Annotated in this window: 24 protein-coding genes and 1 pseudogene; 6 read left to right on the top strand and 19 right to left on the bottom strand. The window is 38.3% G+C overall.

Annotated elements, in window-relative coordinates; genetic code table 11:
• Position 1: 1 nt before the first annotated feature.
• The 18 genes and pseudogenes from ABJ955_RS07820 to ABJ955_RS07735 all read right to left on the bottom strand — a co-directional run bounded on the left by ABJ955_RS07820 (position 2) and on the right by ABJ955_RS07735 (position 13,730).
• Complete coding sequence (locus ABJ955_RS07820; RefSeq protein WP_347374025.1) at positions 2-1,072, bottom strand: NADH:flavin oxidoreductase/NADH oxidase; 1,071 nt, start codon at positions 1,070-1,072, stop codon at positions 2-4.
• A gap of 298 nt (positions 1,073-1,370) precedes the next feature.
• The gene (locus ABJ955_RS07815) at positions 1,371-1,658 is read right to left on the bottom strand and encodes a putative quinol monooxygenase (protein WP_347374024.1); all 288 of its coding nucleotides are present in this window, start codon (positions 1,656-1,658) and stop codon (positions 1,371-1,373) included.
• 120 nt (positions 1,659-1,778) lie between these two features.
• On the bottom strand, positions 1,779-2,465 hold the full coding sequence (locus ABJ955_RS07810; RefSeq protein WP_347374023.1) for a type 1 glutamine amidotransferase domain-containing protein: 687 nt from the start codon (positions 2,463-2,465) through the stop codon (positions 1,779-1,781).
• A 113-nt stretch (positions 2,466-2,578) separates the two neighbouring features.
• A complete protein-coding gene (locus tag ABJ955_RS07805; protein WP_347374022.1) occupies positions 2,579-2,875 on the bottom strand; it encodes an SDR family oxidoreductase in 297 nt (98 codons plus the stop codon).
• A 37-nt stretch (positions 2,876-2,912) separates the two neighbouring features.
• Positions 2,913-3,329, bottom strand: a complete 417-nt coding sequence (locus tag ABJ955_RS07800) for an SDR family NAD(P)-dependent oxidoreductase (RefSeq protein WP_347374021.1) — start codon at positions 3,327-3,329, stop codon at positions 2,913-2,915.
• A gap of 30 nt (positions 3,330-3,359) precedes the next feature.
• Entirely contained in the window at positions 3,360-4,847 is a 1,488-nt protein-coding gene (locus tag ABJ955_RS07795; protein ID WP_116769747.1) for an aldehyde dehydrogenase family protein, read from the bottom strand.
• 23 nt (positions 4,848-4,870) lie between these two features.
• Complete coding sequence (locus ABJ955_RS07790; RefSeq protein ID WP_347374020.1) at positions 4,871-5,854, bottom strand: aldo/keto reductase; 984 nt, start codon at positions 5,852-5,854, stop codon at positions 4,871-4,873.
• A gap of 23 nt (positions 5,855-5,877) precedes the next feature.
• Positions 5,878-6,861 carry an aldo/keto reductase gene (locus ABJ955_RS07785; RefSeq protein ID WP_347374019.1) on the bottom strand — a complete coding sequence of 328 codons (984 nt, stop codon included), beginning with the start codon at positions 6,859-6,861 and terminating at the stop codon, positions 5,878-5,880.
• Between the two features lie 18 nt (positions 6,862-6,879).
• Positions 6,880-8,040, bottom strand: coding sequence for an iron-containing alcohol dehydrogenase (locus ABJ955_RS07780; protein ID WP_347374018.1), 1,161 nt, complete (start codon positions 8,038-8,040; stop codon positions 6,880-6,882).
• A 27-nt stretch (positions 8,041-8,067) separates the two neighbouring features.
• Complete coding sequence (locus ABJ955_RS07775; RefSeq protein ID WP_347374017.1) at positions 8,068-9,210, bottom strand: NADH-dependent flavin oxidoreductase; 1,143 nt, start codon at positions 9,208-9,210, stop codon at positions 8,068-8,070.
• A gap of 35 nt (positions 9,211-9,245) precedes the next feature.
• Complete coding sequence (locus ABJ955_RS07770) at positions 9,246-10,241, bottom strand: NADP-dependent oxidoreductase (RefSeq protein WP_347374016.1); 996 nt, start codon at positions 10,239-10,241, stop codon at positions 9,246-9,248.
• An 11-nt stretch (positions 10,242-10,252) separates the two neighbouring features.
• A complete protein-coding gene (locus ABJ955_RS07765) occupies positions 10,253-10,669 on the bottom strand; it encodes an organic hydroperoxide resistance protein (RefSeq protein WP_347374015.1) in 417 nt (138 codons plus the stop codon).
• 61 nt (positions 10,670-10,730) lie between these two features.
• Complete coding sequence (locus ABJ955_RS07760) at positions 10,731-11,186, bottom strand: ferritin-like domain-containing protein (protein ID WP_347374014.1); 456 nt, start codon at positions 11,184-11,186, stop codon at positions 10,731-10,733.
• Positions 11,187-11,235: 49 nt separating this feature from the next.
• Positions 11,236-11,826: a TetR/AcrR family transcriptional regulator gene (locus tag ABJ955_RS07755; protein WP_347374013.1), complete on the bottom strand. Its 591-nt coding sequence runs from the start codon at positions 11,824-11,826 to the stop codon at positions 11,236-11,238.
• A complete protein-coding gene (locus ABJ955_RS07750; RefSeq protein ID WP_347374012.1) occupies positions 11,826-12,212 on the bottom strand; it encodes a hypothetical protein in 387 nt (128 codons plus the stop codon). The genes ABJ955_RS07755 and ABJ955_RS07750 overlap by 1 nt, the downstream gene beginning before the upstream one ends.
• A 481-nt stretch (positions 12,213-12,693) precedes the next feature.
• On the bottom strand, positions 12,694-12,843 hold the full coding sequence (locus ABJ955_RS07745; RefSeq protein WP_347374011.1) for a hypothetical protein: 150 nt from the start codon (positions 12,841-12,843) through the stop codon (positions 12,694-12,696).
• A 155-nt stretch (positions 12,844-12,998) separates the two neighbouring features.
• Positions 12,999-13,388 carry a transposase gene (locus ABJ955_RS07740; protein WP_347374010.1) on the bottom strand — a complete coding sequence of 130 codons (390 nt, stop codon included), beginning with the start codon at positions 13,386-13,388 and terminating at the stop codon, positions 12,999-13,001.
• 99 nt (positions 13,389-13,487) lie between these two features.
• Positions 13,488-13,730 (bottom strand): annotated as a pseudogene (locus ABJ955_RS07735) (DUF4372 domain-containing protein).
• A gap of 386 nt (positions 13,731-14,116) precedes the next feature.
• On the opposite strand from ABJ955_RS07735, the gene ABJ955_RS07730 reads away from it, so the two are divergent.
• Together ABJ955_RS07730 and ABJ955_RS07725 are read left to right on the top strand one after the other, a co-directional pair.
• A complete protein-coding gene (locus tag ABJ955_RS07730; protein WP_347374009.1) occupies positions 14,117-14,527 on the top strand; it encodes a transposase in 411 nt (136 codons plus the stop codon).
• A gap of 347 nt (positions 14,528-14,874) precedes the next feature.
• Positions 14,875-15,159, top strand: a complete 285-nt coding sequence (locus tag ABJ955_RS07725) for a transposase (RefSeq protein ID WP_347374008.1) — start codon at positions 14,875-14,877, stop codon at positions 15,157-15,159.
• A 269-nt stretch (positions 15,160-15,428) separates the two neighbouring features.
• On the opposite strand, the gene ABJ955_RS07720 is transcribed toward ABJ955_RS07725, so the two are convergent.
• A complete protein-coding gene (locus ABJ955_RS07720; protein ID WP_347374007.1) occupies positions 15,429-16,844 on the bottom strand; it encodes a PLP-dependent aminotransferase family protein in 1,416 nt (471 codons plus the stop codon).
• 99 nt (positions 16,845-16,943) lie between these two features.
• On the opposite strand from ABJ955_RS07720, the gene ABJ955_RS07715 reads away from it, so the two are divergent.
• The 4 genes from ABJ955_RS07715 to ABJ955_RS07700 are packed head-to-tail and all read left to right on the top strand — an operon-like array spanning position 16,944 to position 20,645.
• Positions 16,944-17,519 (top strand): GNAT family protein, encoded by a 576-nt coding sequence (locus ABJ955_RS07715; RefSeq protein ID WP_347374006.1) that lies wholly within the window; start codon positions 16,944-16,946, stop codon positions 17,517-17,519.
• A 17-nt stretch (positions 17,520-17,536) separates the two neighbouring features.
• Positions 17,537-18,475: an EamA family transporter gene (locus ABJ955_RS07710; protein ID WP_347374005.1), complete on the top strand. Its 939-nt coding sequence runs from the start codon at positions 17,537-17,539 to the stop codon at positions 18,473-18,475.
• A gap of 10 nt (positions 18,476-18,485) precedes the next feature.
• The gene (locus ABJ955_RS07705; protein ID WP_347374004.1) at positions 18,486-19,574 is read left to right on the top strand and encodes an isochorismatase family protein; all 1,089 of its coding nucleotides are present in this window, start codon (positions 18,486-18,488) and stop codon (positions 19,572-19,574) included.
• A gap of 12 nt (positions 19,575-19,586) precedes the next feature.
• A complete protein-coding gene (locus tag ABJ955_RS07700; RefSeq protein ID WP_347374003.1) occupies positions 19,587-20,645 on the top strand; it encodes a branched-chain amino acid aminotransferase in 1,059 nt (352 codons plus the stop codon).
• Positions 20,646-20,651 lie beyond the last annotated feature (6 nt).

Raw genomic sequence — 20,651 nt, 5'->3', positions numbered from 1 at the left:
ATTATTTTCTAGGTTTTCCTCTTTCATATTGTTTAGGCCAATTAGGTATGATATGCATTTGATCTGCTCCGAGTAATGCTAAATACGGATTTCGTAACATCTCCCTACCGATAAAAATTAAATCGGCTTCATCTTTGTCCAAAATATCCTCGGCCTGAAAGATATCCGTAATTAAACCTACAGCACCGGTCGCGATGTTAGTCTCCTTCTTGATTCTTTCGGCAAAAGGAACTTGATAGTTTACTTTAACTGGGATATTTTGCTGCCTTACCACTGCTCCAGAGGAACAATCTATTAAATCGACTCCGTTAGTTTTTAACAACTTTGCAACTTCCAAGGATTCCTCCATGGTGTGACCTCCAGGTGCCCACTCTTCGGCGGATATGCGTACAAAAAGAGGCATTTCCTGCGGTATTACAGCGCGGATACCTATAGTTACTTCGATCAATAGACGCATGCGATTTTCAAACGAACCACCATATTTATCCTTTCTTTTATTTGTTAGGGGAGATAAAAATTGATTCAAGAGGTACCCATGTGCAGCATGTATTTCAATGATATCGAATCCAGCGGTCACTGCTCTTTTCGCAGCATTTACGAATGATTGTATGATGGCTTGTATTTCTTCGATCGACAATTCTATCGGTGTTACGTCATCCTCATAAAATGGTATCGGCGTCGGGGCAACAGTTTGCCAACCTCCAGCTAAAGGGCTAATTTGCTGCCCACCTTCCCAGGGAGGTAGACAGCTAGCCTTTCTACCGGCATGGGCCAACTGGATACCTGATGATACATTTTGTCCTCTAATAAAAGTTGTTATTCGTTTTAAAGGTTCTATATGTTCATCCGACCAAATTCCTAGGTCTGATGATGAGATCCTTCCCTCTGGTGAAACTGCCGCAGCTTCCGTAAAAACGAGGCCGGCATCTCCAACCGCACGCGAACCTAGATGTACAAGATGCCAGTCATTGGCCAAGCCATTTTCTGCACTATATTGGCACATTGGTGATACTACAATTCTGTTGGACAATTCCAAACCTCTCAGGCTATAGGACGAATATAATTTTGACATATCATTTTTAATTTTAGTGGAAAGCTTAACCAAAGTAGAAATCGATTTTAAAACAAATTTTCCTACGAGTATAAAAGCTAATTTTGGCGATCAATTGATTAAATAATAATAATATAGGAGGTATCTTTTAGCAAAAGAATCCGAATATCGAAGCCTAATAAGACTTATACCTACCTGGAAATTCTATTTTTTAATATATATTAGAAATAAAAAAACACTTGGCCTTATTTATATCTTTCTTGTACTATACTTTAAGCAGCAATTGGCATGTTTTATTTACTTTCATTCTATAAAAAGTCTAAATGACTTTTTTGTAGATATTAATTTCTGCCTTTTTTCTTAAATATTCAGCCATCTGAGGAACTATTCTTTTAAAATGTTGAGAAGACATATGATTGTTTAAATCTTCTACAGTTTCCCATTCTTCCAGCATTATCAGTTCTGTTGGCTCTTTTGTATTTTGATACATTTCATACTTGATACATCCTACTTCTTTCACTGTTTTTCCCACTAATTTCTTTGCCAGTTCTAAAATTTTATCAATTTTATTTTCTTTAGCAAAATTCTTGGCTACGACTTTTATCATAAACTATAAATTCTTTTTAATTTGTTAATGAGTCTGTATTCTAGTCGATCCTCCTTCCTCTTCATAGAAAAGGAAGGAAGATACTCCTGTGATGTTTACATCAGAGAATGACCAGAAAACCTATTTTTTAGATTCCAATTTGGTTAATAATAGTTCAGCGACTTTTTGCGATGAGGCTGGGTTTTGTCCTGTGATGAGCAATCCATCTTCCAAAGCATAGGCCTCAAAATCATTTGATTTGCTATATATACCTCCTTTTTCCTTTAACATATCTTCAACAAGAAAAGGTACAACATTGGTAAGACCAACCAGTTCTTCCTCTGAATTTGTAAATCCAGTTATTTTTTTTCCTTTTACAAGTGGTTCCCCCGAAATATTTTTTACATTTTTCAGGGCTGCAGGAGCATGGCATACAAAGGCGACAGGTTTATTGGCGTTATAAAAGCTCTCGATCAACCTCGCCGAAACTTCGCTCTCTGCCAAATCCCATAAAGGACCGTGACCACCTGGATAGAATACTGCGTCATATTCCTTGGTAGATATCTCGGACAGTTTAATCGTATTACTTAGTTTTTCCTGTAATCCCTCGTCATTTTTAAACCGTTTGGTGGATTCTGTCTGATTTTCCGGTTTATCACTGGTAGGATCGATAGGAGGTTGACCTCCATCAGGTGAAGCCAAAGTAACGTTGGCGCCATTATCTACTAAATAATAATAAGGTGTTGCAAATTCTTCTATCCAAAATCCGGTTTTCTCCCCGGTATTTCCCAATAATGCATGGGATGTCAATACGATTAATATTTCCATTTGGGTGTTATTTTTATTGATTTAATTATATCTATTTGATAATTGTTTCGGTGAAAACATTCTTGTCGAACTTGCCGGAATGGGTAATGGTAATGCAACAAGGATGTTCTAATTTATATTCTGGCCAAGGCTCCCCCGTCCAATAAAATATGAGTTCCATTGCAATAGCTTGAATCATCTGAAGCAAGGTATATAAACGCCTTCGCCACTTCTTCAGCTTCTCCCAACCTCTTCATTGGTGTTCCATTGACCCATTGGGAATGGAGTTCTGCTGGTAGATCATTTAACAAGGGAGTCTCTATGTAATAGGGACATATTGCATTGGCGCGGATGTTTTGTGTTCCATATTGAACCGCTATGTTTTTGGTAAGGCCCATCATTCCATGTTTGGCCGCGGTATAAGGGATCAAACCGTTCTCTGCTTTTAATCCTGCTATAGAAGCCATATTAACAATGGATACCTCCCCCTTGTTTTAGAAATTGTTGTAGTTCGTATTTTATACAATAAAACTGACCGGTAAGATTAACATCTATAATATGTTGCCATTGTTCCTCTTCCAGATCATGAATATCAGAATAAGAGCCCGCAATACCGGCGTTGTTGAAAGCTACATCCAATCTGCCAAATTTTTCAACAGTAGTTTGAATTGCCTTTTTTACACTTTCGACATTAGCAACGTCAATTGGTACAAATAAACTTTGCACCTTATTAAACTCAATTTCCACCAAAGTTTCTTCGTATTTCGAGCTTGCCAAATCGGCGATGACTACAGTAGCTCCTTCTTTTGCTGCGGCGATGGCGGAAGCTTTACCTATTCCCGAAGCTCCTCCAGTTATAAACACCACTTTATTTTTTAATTTCATTTCTTTTAATTTTAGTTATTAATCATTGTTTTATTTCAATTGTTCCAAAAGCTGTTTAGCTCCTTGTAGTTTTTCTTCAGAATATGGAAACCAAAGTGCTTCAGTATCTTTCTCTCCACTGTCTATCACCATACCTTTATAATTCGCGAATAACTGCAGACCTATTTTTCCGTGATAACGATTGATTCCAGAGTTTTTCACACCTCCAAATGGTATTCCCGATACCGCATAATGAACCAATACTTCATTAATATCTACAGAACCTGCCTGTAACTGATTTGCTATTTTATGAGCTCTTTCCATATTACTACTGAACACATAAGCATCTAGACCATATTCAGAATCATTAGCCAATGCAATGGCTTCTTCATCATCCTTTACGATTTGAATTGGCAATATTGGTCCGAACACTTCTTCGTGCATAACACGCATACTGTGATTTACATTAGTCAAAACCGTTGCTGGCCAGAATAAAGTATCGTCATTCTCAGGGAAACCACCTGCAATTAGTTCCGCACCTTTGTCCAATGCGTCTTGTAATTGCTCCTTCATGGTATTGACACCCCTGCCATTAGCCAATGGACCAACATCATTTGAAGGTGTGGTGTATTCCCCAGAGGTAAGTACTTCGACTTCCTTTTTAACATTTGCAATAAAAGCATCGGCAACTTTTTCATTAACATACACGCGTTTTACTGCTTCACATATCTGTCCGTTATTGGAAAAACGGCCGAATACAGTAGCTTTTGCAGCACGAATTAAGTTAGCATCATCCGTAACAATTAAAGGATCACTACCTCCAAGTTCTAACAAAGAAGGTGTTAAGTTTTCTGCCAATTGTTTTTGAAGTTGACGACCTATTTGTGTAGAACCTGTAAAGGCAACAAAATCTATCCCTTTGGTTGTAGCTAAATCACTTCCCAAACTACCTTTTCCATGAACAACTTGTGCCAAGCCATCAAAATCAGAAAATGTATCGTTGAACAGTTTTTCAATTACCTTTCCTATCATCGGAACTGCAGACGTTGGTTTTAAAACCACTGAATTTCCTGCCGCTAGGGCTGTGATTACAGGGGACATTGCTAGACCAAACGGAAAGTTCCATGGAGCAATAACGGCTACCACTCCACGAGGAGTATAACGTACAAGCGCTTTTTTATTTTCTCCAAGATATTCTGGTGTTGGTACATCTTCATCCGCCAGATATATTCCTGCTTTTTCACTATATTCTTCTAGGTCTTCTGCCACTAGGTTAACACCAAACAAATATGATTCTACCAAAGGTTTTCCCATACCTTTTGAGATGGTTTCTGCTATTTCTTCAGCTCGTTCGATAACGAGATTTTTTAATTTTTTTAGATATATACCTCGTTCTTTATAGGTTAGTGCCGCCCATTTCTTTTGAGCCTGCGCAGCCTTTTCTACCATTTTTGGAAGTTTGCTTTTGGGCGTACTCTCAACATGTTCAAATATCTGTTGCGATGCAGGGTTAACTGCATCTAATATTTCATTTTTCATTTTTTCTGTATTTTAAGATCTTATTATAAGTTTGTAAATTTCATTCCCATATCATTGTAGCGTTTGCCAGCCACCGAAATGTAAGTATCATCTAAATGCTGCATCTCATCTTGAGTAAGTTCAACGTCAACAGCTTTCGCGTTTTCAATTAAGTATTTCTCATGCTTGGTACCGGGGATAGGAATTATATTTTCTCCCTTATTTAATAACCAGGCCAGAGATAATTGTGCAGGTGTTATCTTTTTAGTATCAGCAAGCTGCTCAATTCTACTTAAAAGTCGTTTGTTACTTTCAAAGTTTTCTTTTTGAAAGCGAGGCACCGTATGCCGGTAATCATTCTTGGATAATGCTGAGGTGTCGCTGATCTTACCTGTTAGAATACCTCTTCCTAATGGACTGTAAGGCACCAATGAAATTCCCAATTCCTCAATAACGGACATTGTTGTTTTTTCTACATCCCGAGACCAAATGGAATACTCGGTCTGCACCGCGGTTATAGGGTGAACTTCATTGGCACGCCTTAGCGTATCGCCTGAGACTTCTGAAAGCCCTATATATCTAACTTTTCCTTCTTTCACTAACTCTGCCATTGCCCCAACTGTTTCCTCAATAGGCGTATTGGGATCTACACGATGTAAGTAATACAAATCGATTACTTCGCGCCCCAATCGTTTTAAACTTGCTTCACAAGCACTTTTCACGTACTCAGGTGAACCATTTCTTTGTCGTCCTTCAGGGTTTTCCTTATTTCTCACATACCCGAACTTTGTAGCTAACACCAAATCTTTCCAACGGTCACTATAGGCTTTACGCAATAATTCTTCATTATCACCTATGCCATAAACATCTGCCGTGTCTATAAAGTTGACTCCAATGTCCAATGCTTTGTGCAAAGTTCTAATACTTTGTTTCTCATCAGTTTCCCCATAGAATTCAGACATACCCATAGCTCCCAGGCCAATGGGAAATACTTTTAAATCACTTTTTCCAATTGTTCTTGTTTTCATCTTTTCTGGTTTAAAAAAAACTACTATAAATTAGTAAATTTCATTCCCATATCATTGTAGCGTTCGCCAGCCACCGTGCTGTATGTATCATCTAAATACAGCATCTCATTTTGAGTAAGCTCTACGTCAACAGCTTTGGTGTTTTCAATCAAGTATTTCTCTTGTTTGGTACCGGGAATAGGAATTATATTTTCTCCTTTGTGTAATAACCAAGCTAAAGACAATTGTGCAGGTGTTACTTTCTTCTTATCAGCTAACTGCTCAATTCGGTTTAAAAGTGTTTTGTTGCTTTCAAAGAATTCTTTTTGAAAACGCGGCACGGTATGTCGGAAATCATTCTCGGATAGTTCTGAGGTGTCCCTGATTTTTCCTGATAGAAAACCTCTGCCTAATGGGCTGTAAGGCACCAATGAAATGCCCAATTCCTCAATAACGGACATTGTAGTTTTCTCTACATCACGAGACCAAATGGAATACTCGGTCTGCACCGCGGTTATAGGGTGAACTTCATTGGCACGCCTTAGCGTATCGCCTGAGACTTCTGAAAGCCCTATATATCTAACTTTTCCTTCTTTAACCAGTTCTGCCATTGCCCCAACTGTTTCCTCAATAGGCGTTTTGGGATCTACACGATGTAAATAATACAAATCGATTACATCACGACCCAATCGTCTTAAACTTGCCTCACAAGAACTTTTTACATACTCAGGTGAACCACTTAGTTCTCTCACCTCCGGATTGTTCTTATCTCGTACAAATCCAAACTTTGTAGCCAGCACCAAATCATTCCAACGGTCACTATAGGCCTTTCGAAGAAGCTCTTCGTTAGCTCCTATACCGTAAACATCTGCCGTGTCAATAAAATTGACTCCAATATCTATTGCTTTATGTAATGTATTAATGCTTTGTTTTTCATCAGTTTTTCCGTAGAATTCCGACATGCCCATGGCTCCCAGACCAATGGGAAATACTTTTAAATCACTTTTTCCAATTGTTCTTGTTTTCATTTTTTCTAGGTTAAAATGTTAATAACTCATTTCTATGATTTTTTCGGCATCGGAAGGGGATAGAGTTTTATGTTCTCCTAGGCCAGTCCATCCACGATCTGTAAAGCGTTTTGAAACAATCCTTCCCGTTTCCGAATAGTCATCGGTGTATTCCGAAAGCTTAGTGTCAATTCCTAAAGAGTGAAAAAAATCTTCGGTTTTTTCAATTCCTATATTGGCTTTTTCCTCGACTGTTCCTTCTTCAATGTTCCAGATACGTTCTGCATACTGTGCCAATTTCACTTTTTTACTTTCGAAATTGTATCGATAATGGTTTGGACCCACAATGGCCAATGTTCTTGCATGATCAATGCCATACAATGCCGTTAATTCATGTCCCATGGCATGTACTGCCCAATCCCCAGGAACTCCTTGTTGGATTAGTCCGTTCAGCGCCATTGTACAGCTCCACATAAAATTGGATGCCGCTTTGTAATCCGTTGGGTCCTTCATAATAGCAGGTGCAATTTCTACCAACGTTTGTAAAATACTTTCAGCAAAGCGATCTTGCAATAATGCTCCTGTAGGATACGTCATATACTGCTCTAAAACGTGAGTAAAAGCATCTGTAATCCCGTTGGCCAACTGACGTTTCGGTATGGATTGTATTACTTGTGGGTCAAGAATTGAGAATACAGGAAAAAGACCTGGTCCTCCCATGGCCAATTTCTCTTTTGTTTCTTCCCTTGTAATGACCGCCCCGGAATTCATTTCAGAACCGGTAGCAGGCAAGGTTAAAACCGTAGCAAAAGGCATTCCCTCGGTTATAGGTTTATTATCGGTCAATAAATGCCAAGGGGTATCGCCTTTGTAAAGGGCAGCTGCCGATAAGAATTTTGTACCATCGATGACAGACCCTCCTCCAACGGCCAGTAAACAGTCGATATCTTCATTCTTGATCAGTTTTAAGGCTTTCATCAAGACGCTGTATTCTGGATTAGCTGGAATTCCGCCAAATTCCACCACTTCATAATTTGAAAGAGCTTCTTTTACCTGATTATAGATTCCGTTCTTCTTGATACTTCCACCTCCGTAAAGCATTAGTATTTTTGAGTTTTCGGGAATTTCTTTTGATAGATTCTCAATTTGGCCTTTTCCAAATAATATTTTTGTTGGATTTTTAAATTCAAAATTGTTCATGTTACTTCTGTTTTAGATATTTATAAATTAAATAGATCTTGTTGATTGTTTTTTTAATGGTAACCAACCTGTCCTCGAAATAAGTTCATTCCAAAGAGGAGTAGGTATCTTCAATACATCTTGAGCACTTACATCTAGTTCTGTACTGATTTGCTCAACTTCATTGTTTTTTACTTTAGTCAACCAATGTGGTTCCATTAAAAGTTCTCTGCCCATTGCTACCAATGGAATGTTAACAGAAAGAACTCTTTCTACTTCTTCTGGAGTGTGAATACTACCTACACCAATAACGGGTAGTATATGACCTACTTTAGCTGCAATTAGTAAGGCACGAGCCTCTGTATCTTTTTTATCCCGCATTGAACCTGCCCAAAAATCCATCACAGAAACATGTAGGTAGTCTAATTGTTTTTTTGAAAGTGCTTCCACGAAATGAAGTGTATCTTCCATTATGATACCAGGGTTTTCCATTTCCTCAGGTGAAATTCGATATCCAACAAGAAATGGATGCAATGAAAGTGTTGCTGCTTCTATTACAGCATCAACTACTGCTAAAGGGAAAGTCATTCTCTTCATCAAATCTCCTCCCCATTTATCTGTTCTACGATTGGAATGGGGCGAGAAAAACTGTTGTAAAAGATACGTGTTTGCTCCATGTATTTCTACCCCATCGAAACCAGCCTCTATTGCCCTACGGGTAGCTTCACCAAAAGCTACAATTGTTTCCTCTATTTCAGTTGCCTTCATTTCTCGAGGAGTTTGTACACCTTCTCTTTTGGCCGCTACAGCACTAGCACTTATAGATTGTCCATCAACGAGTTCTTCGGGAGGAGACATTCTTCCCCCGTGATATATTTGAAGTACAGCTTTATTCCCATTTGCTTTCAAAGCATCAGCTATCCTTTTCAAACTTGGAATTAATGCATCAGAATCGGCACCTATCTGACCATGAAAACCTTTACCATGACTTATTACATAGGCACAAGCGGTTATTAAAAGCCCAGCCGATTCGTTCCGTTCACGATAGTAGGCCACTTCGGCATCTGTAGTTGTTCCATCATCATTACCAGAAAAGGTGGTCATGGGAGCTAGTACTATCCGATTCGAGATTTCTACACCAGAAACGGGAAAAGAATAAGGAGAAAATATATTTTTATAATTTGAGTTCATATTTTTTTTATTTAAATAATTCAATCATGTTATGACTATATTTTTACAATCATTTTACCTGTATTTTTTCCTTCAAAAAGGTCTATAAATGCTTGGGGGATTGTATCAAAACCTTCAACAATAGTTTCCGTATAGGATAGCTTTCCTTCCTGAAGCCATTTTGATAATTGTTTTATTCCATCCGGAAACTTTTCCGCATAATTTCCAATGATGAAACCTTGCATGAGTACACTTTTCCTAATCAAAAAATGTTCTACCCTAGGACCTATTGGCACAGAGATTTCATTATAGGCAGAAATGGCTCCGCAAACGATAATTCTACCAAACCTATTAATGTTGGCATGTACATTATCTGAAATATCACCCCCAACATTGTCGAAGTAAACATCAACTCCCTTGGAGCAAGCAGTGGCAATTGCTTTGTTTATATCTTTAGTTGTGTTATAATTGATGGCATCATCGAAATAAAATTTTGATTTTAACATCGCAACTTTTTCATCAGTACCTGCAATTCCAACTACGTGGCAACCCAGTATTTTTCCAATTTGACCAACAACACTACCAACCGCACCAGCAGCACCGGACACCACTATGGTTTCACCTCTTTTTGGCAATCCAATTTCCGTTAACCCCAAATAAGCGGTTAAACCAGTCATTCCTAAAATTCCTAAATAAGTGGATAACGGGGCTATCGACGCATCTATTTTTAAAAGTCCATTACCGTTTGAAACTTGGTACTCTTTCCATTCTAAAGAACCAGATACAAAGTCTCCTTTTTTGAAGGATTTATTTTTGGACTCGACAACTTCGGCAATACAACCAGATGAAATAGGCTTATTCAATTTGAAAGGCTCCACATACGATTCTGCATCACTCATTCGTCCTCTCAAATACGGATCCACCGATACGAATTTAGTTTTCAGAAGAATTTCCCCCTTGGCTATCTCAGGCTTATTTTCATCTGTGAATTTAAAATCGGAGGCTTGGGGTTTTCCAGTAGGGCGATTGTTTAAAAGGATTATTTTATTCATGTTGATAATTTTTATACTAAACTTAAATTAACTTCAATGTTGCCTCTGGTTGCATTGGAATAGGGACACACTTGATGCGCCTGTTCAAGTAATTTTTGTGCAGTTTCTCTTTCTATTTGAGGAATGGATACGGAAAGATCGACAGCAAGCGAAAAACCTCCATCATCATTTTGTCCTATACTGACGGATGCAATTACTTTAGTATCTTTTAGCTTTATTTTCTGTGTACGAGCCACAAGGTTTAATGCACTATCAAAACAAGCAGCGTAACCTGCAGCAAAAAGTTGTTCTGGATTGGTAAATGCCCCACCGCGTCCTCCCATTTCCTTGGGGATCTCCACTTTAAAATCCAACACTCCATCATCCGATTTGACGCGACCTTCTCGACCACCCGTTGCAATTGCATTAGCTGTATATAATTTTTTCATGATTATTATTTTTAGTTGATTATTAAATTATTTTGTTCCTTAATGAACTATGTTTTACTACCTATATTTGAGTTGTTAAATAATTTGCAACACCGACGTTTTTCATCAAACTAATTTGTTGTTTTAGCCATCTAGTATGCAAGTCTTCGTCCTTTAGGAAGTCCTCGAAAACCATTCTGGTTGCACCGTCGTTTTCAGACAGTGCTATTAACTCTTCCAATCGTTTTATTGCAATAAGCTGTTCGGTGAGCTCTTGTTCGAGCTGTTTCGCTACATCCGAATGAATAGGTAGGGTTTGATGTTTCGTGTTTGGTGTTCCTCCCAAATCTAAAATTCTGCTCATCAAAATTTTGGTATCCGAAATTTCATCTTCAAATTCTGATCGCATACGTTGAGCCAATTTTGGGAACCCGTTGTATTCGTTGATAGTAGCATGTACCAAATGCTGTTCAGCACCAGCGAAAGTTGCGGAAAGAATTTCTTGTAGACCGTTTAAAAGGATTGTTTTGTTTTCCATTATTATATTTATAAATGAATGTTCGTTCTTTATTTTAGATAAAAAAATATCACAATTTTATGGCATCCCAAGCAGCTTGAAAAGTTTCGTCTAAAACTTTTGTGTTCAACGTGTACAGGTTTCTTTCCTGCATAGCCATTAAAAATGTCAAGGGGTATATGGTATAAGCGTAAAGGACAAAGATTGAAAGAGGTTTAATGATACCTTCCTTTTTCCCTTGATCCCATAAATCGAGTAGGGGCTGTAAATGCTTTAACCCTTCTTTCCTAATCTCTTCATCTATCATGGGAGTATTATCGCATTGCGATAAAAATGCAGCTTCATTTACTAGATTTAATTTATAATCCGCAATATTGTACCAAATTATTTCAAAACCTTTTTTAACAGGCATAGTATTATGGTATCCCTTAAAAGCACAATCACTAAAAGATGCCTTCACTTCAAGGTAAAGGTTGTTGATCAGATCCTGTTTATTTTTGAAATAAAGGTAGATGGTCGCCGGTGCCACTCCCGCAAGTTTTGCAATTTTGGACATTGGGGCATCATGAAAACCATGATCATTGACCAAAGTTAGGGTTGCGTTCAGTAGGGCACTTTTTTTATCCTTTATTTTTTCTTTCTTAATCATATGGATATTCATTATATTTTTTTAATGGCTAATATGCTATAGACTTTCCAAGACAAAGCAATTAGTACAAATTGGATCGGCAGTCTGATCAAGGCGGCGTCATGACTACCGATCGCTGGTGTTTCGGAAAACACGTCCCAGATGTGGATTGGTAAAAATAAGATCATTAAAACCAGGACGCCCAAAGCTCCCAGTTTAGCGTATTTTTTGATTACTAACAATGCGAAACCTAGAACAATTTCAATGATGCCTGAAACATAAATTACAGCTATTGGATATGGTAAAAATGAAGGGACAAACGGTGAATAAAAATCCGGTTTCACAAAATGCTGTACCCCTCCGTAGATCATAAAGAGAGATAGTAATATTTTTATCAGCGTAAATATTAGATGTTTCATTATTTTAATTTGGTTTTACAGTGCAAATATACCAAAAAGAATGAACGTTCATTTATAATTTATTACTTTAACAAAAGATTAAGATTGACGGATGCAATTCCAAGCAATCTTCATAAACCATTAGATTGATTGGAAACATGAATTATTGCATTCAAAAGCTATAATGGTCAGGTCAATTCCAAATACCCTGACTGATTCTAAGGTCTTTAGAGAGCCTAGTGGCCAGCCTTATCGTTTACTCCCTCCTGAAAAACCTGAAATCAGATTTGAAACCAATTCTGTCTTAAACGTTTTTCTGATGGAATAAATTTACTGTTTTGATTGACCTAAAGCTATCCTTTTAAGCTTTTTCAGAACAGGACTCCCTGTATTATGTTTTGTTTAGGTGGCGGATGGTCTTGAAATTGGTGTCGAGCCATTTTTTCAGGTTTACTTTCACAAAAAGGTTCAACCTGATAAGGGCGACCAGATTTGATAGGTATCATTTGTGTTTTGTCATTCCCTTTAAGGCTTTTAAGACCAGTAAAGTTATCAGTGCAGTCCATATTTGTATCATCACGACATTTTCACTTGTTCCGATGAACGATTTGATATTTAACAACTGCTTTATCTCACGAAAGAAGTTTTCCACTTCCCACCTGGCCTTATAAAGTTCACTTATCGTGTTTGCTGTCCAAGATATTTAGTTGGTGATCAGTTCAATTTGTTGTTTGTTGACTGGGTCGTATATTGCTATCCTGCTAAGCCGTTTCGGATACTTTTCTTTTGATTTTGTGCCCGTAAGGGCTATAATCTCATCGATATGTATATGTTCGGGCTGTTACCGGGGAGGCCGTTTTCTTTGATTGTGATGTATTGGATGTTTTCTTTGTGCCTGACAACAAAGAACACCTCGTTGGTGTCCCAGACCTTTAGTAGGGAAAAGTCATTGTAGAACCTATCGGCAACGATGACACTTCTTTTGAGCAATGGAATATCATAGACCCCTTTGTTATCGGCCGTTTTAACATTGGTTATATTGACGTAAGCGGGCAGGTTCCGGTCGTAATCCAATAGGGTATGCATCTTTATGGCGCCTATGGCCGTTTTGTACTTGGCGCAGTCGAAAAACCTCAGGCATAGGCTTACCGTAGAACGATCAAGTAGGAATATTTTTGATTTTATCCTGAACTTCACACGTTTTATATGCACTTGCTATCCTAGACCTCCCAGGAGGGAATAATAGTAATCCTTAAAAAGCTCCCAATCCGGTCTTTTGTTCTGATAACTGATAGATTATTTTAAAGGGGCCTTTTCTATCCCCATATGGTTGAGATTGCCGGTAACAGAACGCAGACCATTACTGATATCCCGAACAGATTGGCACTTTGCGAACTGGCAGAAAAGCATCGATACCAAGTGAGTTCAGCTAGTGAAGCCTTTTTGATGTTTATCAGTTTTTCTTTGATCGACCAGTTTATTGAAAATGCCACGGTCGAGCTTTGAGATGATTTGAGAAAACAAAGTTATATTTGCCATAAGAGAAAGGTGGGGTTTTGTGTTGCACTATAAAGGTAACTTTGAAAAACAGAACTCCCTTTCTCTTATTAATCGTTTAGGACGCTATTGATTTGAAACATAAAATACATCCCAGCTAGCCTTGTTTTATTAAAAGCTTAGACCGAACTCAGTTCCTCGATGGGCGAGCTCATATAATCTATATCGATAACTCGAGCCTGATTATCTTTAACTGATGCAAAACAGGCATACTTAAAATCAAATCTTTTAAACAATGGTGCTTTAAAGCCCCTAACTCAGTTTAGGTATTAATACTGTTAGATTACCTATTGGTGACATAGATCCCTTATAATAGAATATTCAATTTTAAGTATGCCGGTTCTCCATTCCAATAAAGCTTTCAAACAATGGCAACAAAATTGGAAAATCTAAATGCCGCAGGTATTGATGTATCCTCGACCGAGCATTTGGTAGCAGTCCGGGAAGACAGCGCAAAGGAATCCGTAAGGACTTTTCAAGGTTTCACAAGAAATCTGCATCAATTGGCAAGGTGGTTGAAAGAGTGCGGGGTAGATACGATTGCAATGGAATCGTCAGTTGTTTATTGGTTAGATCTGTACACTATCCTACTTGATTATGATTTCGAGGTTTATTTGGTCAATGCGTACCATGTAAAAAACGTACCTGGAAGGAAAAGCGCTGTAAGCGATACACGTTGCAAACATTTTATCTGTTGTGCGCTAGCTTTCAACTGGATAAGCTTACCCGGTCTTTGTGCAATTACGGGAGACAAAGAAAAAACACCATCAGACAGATGACCACGGAAATCCAGCGGATGTAGAAAGCATTGGAGCAAATGAACATTAAATTGAACCAAGTAATACAGGATTTAACGGAAAGACTGGAACGGAAATCATTACGGAGATACAGAATGGCGAACGAGACCCAAAAATACTGGCCCGATATAGGGGACTGGCGGATAAAGACCTTAGAAGAAACACTGATTAAATCCTTAGAGGGAAACTGGCGAGAAGAGCAGGTATTTAACTTACGGTTAGCTTATAAACATTATTTTTTAACAAGACTATCTTTGTCAATATGATGTGGAAAGTGAAAAGCTATCAAAGAAATGTCATGCTCCCCAATATCGAAAACGGTAGATAAAGTGCAAAAGTCCAAAAACAATCCAAATTTTAACGTGTCGCAATATTTGTATCAGGCTTTGGGAGTTCAGGTAACAAAAATTTATGGGATCAAAAAAACTACAGCACTTGCCATATTTTCCGAGACGGGAATGGACCTAAAAGAAAAATTCCCGACAGAAAAACAATTTTTGTCTTGGCTCAACGTAGTACCCAACAATAAGATCACGGGCGGAAAAGTTATTTACAGCAGGGTAAGAAAAAAAAGCACAGTTGGTCAGGGATTCAAGGATGCGACAAGTGCCTAATGGAGAGCACGAAACCCCATTGGCGACTACTTACGAAGAAAGAATGCAAAAAGTGGCGAAAAACGGGCCGTCGTGGTCACAGCACGAAAAATAGCTTCGATATATTATAAAATGATTACCGAAAAAACAGAGTTCGATCCTGAACAGATTACAAAACACACAGAAAAATATCTCAAGGAAAATCTAAAACAGGTTGAAAAAATGAAAGAAAGAACCAAAAGGCTATTGCTCGATTATCACGTCAGTGACAATTTAGTTATATGATAGGTTTAAAACATCCTTTTAGCAATATTTCCCAGTTGTTTCAGCTTACTCTCCAATTGTGCTGTCCATTGTTGTCCATAACTAATCCGCATACAATTATGGAATTGATCTTGAAGTGTAAACATCCTACCTGGAGCAATACTTATTTTATGTTCCATCGCTTTTTCATAAAGTGTTGCCGTATCGATTTTAGGGTCTAGTTCCACCCAGAGCATAAATCCTCCCTGCGGATTACTGACTTTCGTGTTTTCAGGAAAATAAGCGGAAATGGCACGCTTAAAATGTAAACTGTTAGTAGCCAAAGTCCTTCTCATTTTCTTTAAATGGTTTTCGTACCTGCCATTTTCCAAGAAATGGGCAATAGCTTCTTGGGTGATGGTCGTTGAGGATACCGAGTGCAACAGTTTTAAATGATTGATCTTAGCAAGATATTTCCCCGGTGCAACCCACCCCACCCTGTAACCGGGAGCTAGGGTCTTGGAAACCGAACCACACCATAATACATTTCCTGTCATATCAAAAGCTTTGCAAGGTTTCGGCCTGCTATCCCCAAAATAAACATCGCCGTATAGGTCATTTTCAATAATTGGAATATCGTGAGCTGCAAGCATAGAAACAAGTTCCTTTTTATGGGCTTCGGGCATACAACTTCCCAATGGGTTACTAAAATTACTGACGATTAAACAAACCTTTATTTTAGGGACAACCTTCTTTAATGCTTGCAAATCCATACCTGTTACAGGATGTGTGGGCATCTCCAAGACGTGTAGACCTAAACTTTTGGCCAATTGCAGGATGCCGAAATAAATAGGACTCTCGACAGCAATAGTATCCCCTCGTTTGGTCAGTGCCATCAAACAAAAAGAAATGGCGTTCATTGACCCAGCCGTGGTAACGAAATCTTCTTCACTAAAATCACCTCCCCAAGTAAATGACCATCTGGCAATATACTTCCTTAATTTTCTGTTACCTTGAATTTCCTCATAATCGGTTCCTCCACCACCTAAATTACGCATAGAATGGATCAAAGATTTATTAAGTTTTGCGATTGGAACCAACTGATGGTCCGGTACGCCCAAGGACAATCGTGTTATTGAAGTATCAGTAAGAGAGCGGTATACTTTTGTAATTAATTGCTCTGCTTCTTCCTGAACAGTAGAAGCAGATGGATTGCTTGTTTCAGGAGTCTTCAATTGCCGCTCGGTAAGATTGCTTACATAAAACCCTGAACGTGGAACAGACTCTATCAAACCCCATTTTTCGAGTTCCAGAAAGGCCTGTGTAGCGGTGTTCATACTCACACCATATTCCTCTTTTATGGTTCTTAAAGAAGGTAGTTTGTCCCCAGATGACAAAACCTTATTCTTTATCTGCTTTTCCAAAGCCTTGGCTATTCGAACATATAATAAATCTTTTCCCATTAGTTATTAAAAATCTGTACCCTACAAATATAACAAAAATGTATCTGTACCCATTAATTATTTTTATCGAAATTTGTTGATAAATAGTTTTTTAATCAGATGACAAGCCAAAATACACATATCAAAATAGCTCAAAGTCAAGCAGAATTTGAAGGTATTCTTTCCTTACAGGAACAGAACCATATTGAGAACATTCCAATTTTAGAAAAGGAGATCAATGGATTTGTTACCCTAAAACACGATTTTGGGGTTTTGAAAAAAATGTCTTCCAAGGCACCGCAATACATTGCAATCAATGGAGACAATGTAGTTGGATATGTATTGACATTAGTTCGTTCGTTAAAATCGGAATTCCCACTGTTAAAACCAATGTTTCAAGAGTTCAAGGATATTACCTATAAATCCTTTGGATTGGAAAACTACAGCTATGTTATATCAGGTCAAGTCTGTATTGATAAAGACAGTAGGGGTTTGGGACTTCTTTCTCAAATGTACCAACAAATGCAAGTTGATTTAAGTACAGTGTATAGCCTTTGTTTAACAGAGATAGCAGTAACAAACAAACGTTCCCTAAAGGCTCACGAAAAAATTGGATTTCGTATTCTGCACACTTATTTCGATGGGACACAGGATTGGCATATCGTAGTCTGGGACTGGGAACAAAACAGGGTATAAATTTAATATCGACAACTATGGAAAAGAAACCTCTATTGGCATATATAGCTCTAGCTGTTGTTTGTATTGTCTGGGGAACGACCTACTTTGCTATGCGAATAGGAGTGGCTACATTTCCTCCGTTCCTATTTTCAGGAATCCGCCATACCATAGCAGGCATTTTAATGCTCATAGCGCTTAAACTCTCGGGCAGATTAAGCAAGCTGTCAAAATCGGATATCAAAAGGCAAGCCGTTCCAGGAGTCCTTATGGTAGCTCTGGGAAATGGCGTTATTGGATGGAGCGAGAAATACATTCCTAGTGGCTTGGCCGCACTCATTGTTTCTATTATGCCCGTTTATGTAGTAGCTCTAAACTATCTCAGCGGTGCAGACCGTCAATTTCCAAATGCAAAGATTATCATAGGATTATTACTGGGAAGCATAGGGATTGTATTGATATTCAAGGACAACATACAAGATGTAACCAACACAGATTACCTTATTGGGATGTTAGTGGCATTTGGAGCTTGTCTTGCTTGGGCAACGGGAGCTATTTATGCCAAACACAGACCGCCTAAAAGCAATATAATCACCAATGCATCGGTTCAACTGATTCTTGGAGGTTTGGCTCTTTTGCTTATGTGTCCAGTTTTTGATGATTTAACCCGTTTAGGGATGGTGTCCAGTGAGAGCATTTGGTCCTTATTATATCTAATCGTTTTCGGGTCCATACTGGCGTATAGTTGCTTTGTCTATGCGCTCGAAAAACTTCCTTTGGGACTATCCTCCATTTATGCCTACTTCAATCCCTTTATTGCATTGTCATTAGGTTTTTTATTCTTGAATGAAAAAATGACAAATATTACTATACTAGCCTTAATAGCTGCTCTAGGAGGAGTTTATTTTATTAATAAAGGGTATAAAGTCCCCAAAATTAAAACGGAAATAAAAAAAGTGGAGATTACGGATAAATAAATTAAAAGCAATGGATTATACAAAATTAAATTGGCGGAATTCTGCACTTTTGATCATAGATATGCAAAAGGATTTTACCCTTTTGAATGGGGCTTCACCTATTGAAGGCACTCTGGAAGTTGTACCTCATATCTCAGAAATTGCCAATGCGTTCCGCAAACATAATCGCCCGATTATCCATATCATCAGACTTTACAAAGAAGATGGCAGTAATGTGGATCTATGCAGACGTGCTCTAATTGAAAACGGCAAAAAGATTGTCAAGCCTCATTCAGAAGGTGCCCAAATCATTCCGGCATTACTCCCTGTAAATAGCATAGCACCAAACCACAGTAAACTCCTTTCTGGAGACATCTTAAAAATAGCAACCGTTGATTATGTGATGTACAAACCCAGATGGGGTGCATTCTATCAAACGGAACTCGAATCTTTTCTTTATAAAAAGGGAATTGATTCATTGTTGATAGTAGGCTGCAATTTTCCAAACTGTCCCAGGACAACTATCTATCAGGCCAGTGAGCGGGATTTTAAAATTGGGATTGTCCCTACAGCCCTATCTGGACTGTATGAAAAAGGGATTAACGAAATCCAAAATATAGGCGTGGAAATCATTAAAAGGCACCAATTGGAAAAACTGATATGTAACATTGCATTAGTAGATTACCGCCCAGAGTGGCAGCCTTATTTTGAGCAATTCAACAAGGCTTGGCTCACAAAATATTATACTGTTGAGCCCTTGGATGAATATGTACTAACACATCCAGAAGAGGCCATATTAAATGATGGAGGCTGTATTTTGTTTGCTCAATATAAAGGCAAAATTATAGGAACGGTTGCATTAAAACATATAGGTGATGGAGTAATGGAACTGACCAAAATGGCAGTAGACGAATCTTACCAAGGGCTTGGAGCTGGAAAAATCTTATGTCAAGGCGCTATTGATAAAGCGAGGCTAATGAAAGCGATGAAGTTGATTCTATACTCTCAGAGAAAGTTAACATTAGCATTGAACATATACCAAAAACACGACTTCAAAGAAATACCATTGGAAGACGGTAAATACATAAGAGCCGACGTAATGATGGAGCTAATCTTATAAAATACAATACTTATGAATACTATAAAAATAGAGACCACCAAAAACAAGGAAAATGGATGGGAAAGGTTCAATTTTAAATCGTTCCAGTTTGGGGAAACTCCCACAGACCATTTTTTCCTAGCTGAATTTAAAAACGGAAAATGGGTTAACCCAAGAATAGAGCCCTTTCATTCCTTGACCATTAGTCCATTTGCCCTATGCTTTCACTATGGCCAAACGGTGTTTGAAGGGATGAAGGCTTTTAGGCAAGACGATGGAAAAGTTCACATATTTCGCCCTAAAAAACACCACAAAAGGTTTAACCGTTCCTTGGAGCGAATGTGTATGCCTGGAATAGAAGAGGAATTATTCTTAAATGCCCTAGAGAAACTAGTCCAATTGGAACAACATTGGATTCCTAAAGAAGAAGGTGTTAGCTTATACATTCGTCCCTTCATCATTGCAACTGAGCCCCGTTTAGGTGTTAAAATTGCGGATGAATATTTGTTCTGTATTACCTGTACCCCTATGGGATTATACTATCCCAAACCTGTTCGGGTGAAAGTAGAAACAGATTATGTTAGGGCTGCGGAAGGTGGTGCTGGCTATGCAAAATGTGGAGGGAATTACGGGGCTGCGCTCTTTGCCACCAAAAAGGCAAATGAGCAAGGTTTTGACCAAGTAATTTGGACAGATGCCAAAACCCACGAATTTATAGAAGAGTCGGGAACGATGAATCTGATGCTTTTTATGGATAACAAATTGGTCACTCCCAAGCTTAGCTCTTCTATCCTAGATGGCGTAACACGCAGTTCTATTCTTCAAATAGCAAAGGATTTAGGCATACAGGTGGAAGAAAGACCTGTGAGTTGGAAGGAACTTAAAGAACAACTGGAATCAGGAAATCGGGTTGAACTCTTTGGGGTTGGAACTGCTGCTGTAATCTCACCTATCTCCTGTGTGCAAATTCAAGAAGTTGACTACTTCCCTTATATTGAAAACGATGCTGTTATGTACCGCTTAAAAAAGGAATTGGACAACATAAGACGAGGAAGAACTACAGATAAGTACCACTGGAATCATTTTATTTAAAATCAA

This window comes from Aequorivita sp. Q41, from assembly GCF_039831855.1.
Taxonomy (GTDB): domain Bacteria; phylum Bacteroidota; class Bacteroidia; order Flavobacteriales; family Flavobacteriaceae; genus Aequorivita.
The sequence above is the reverse complement of the archived record's forward strand: the minus strand, read 5'-3'. Positions and strand labels throughout refer to the sequence as shown.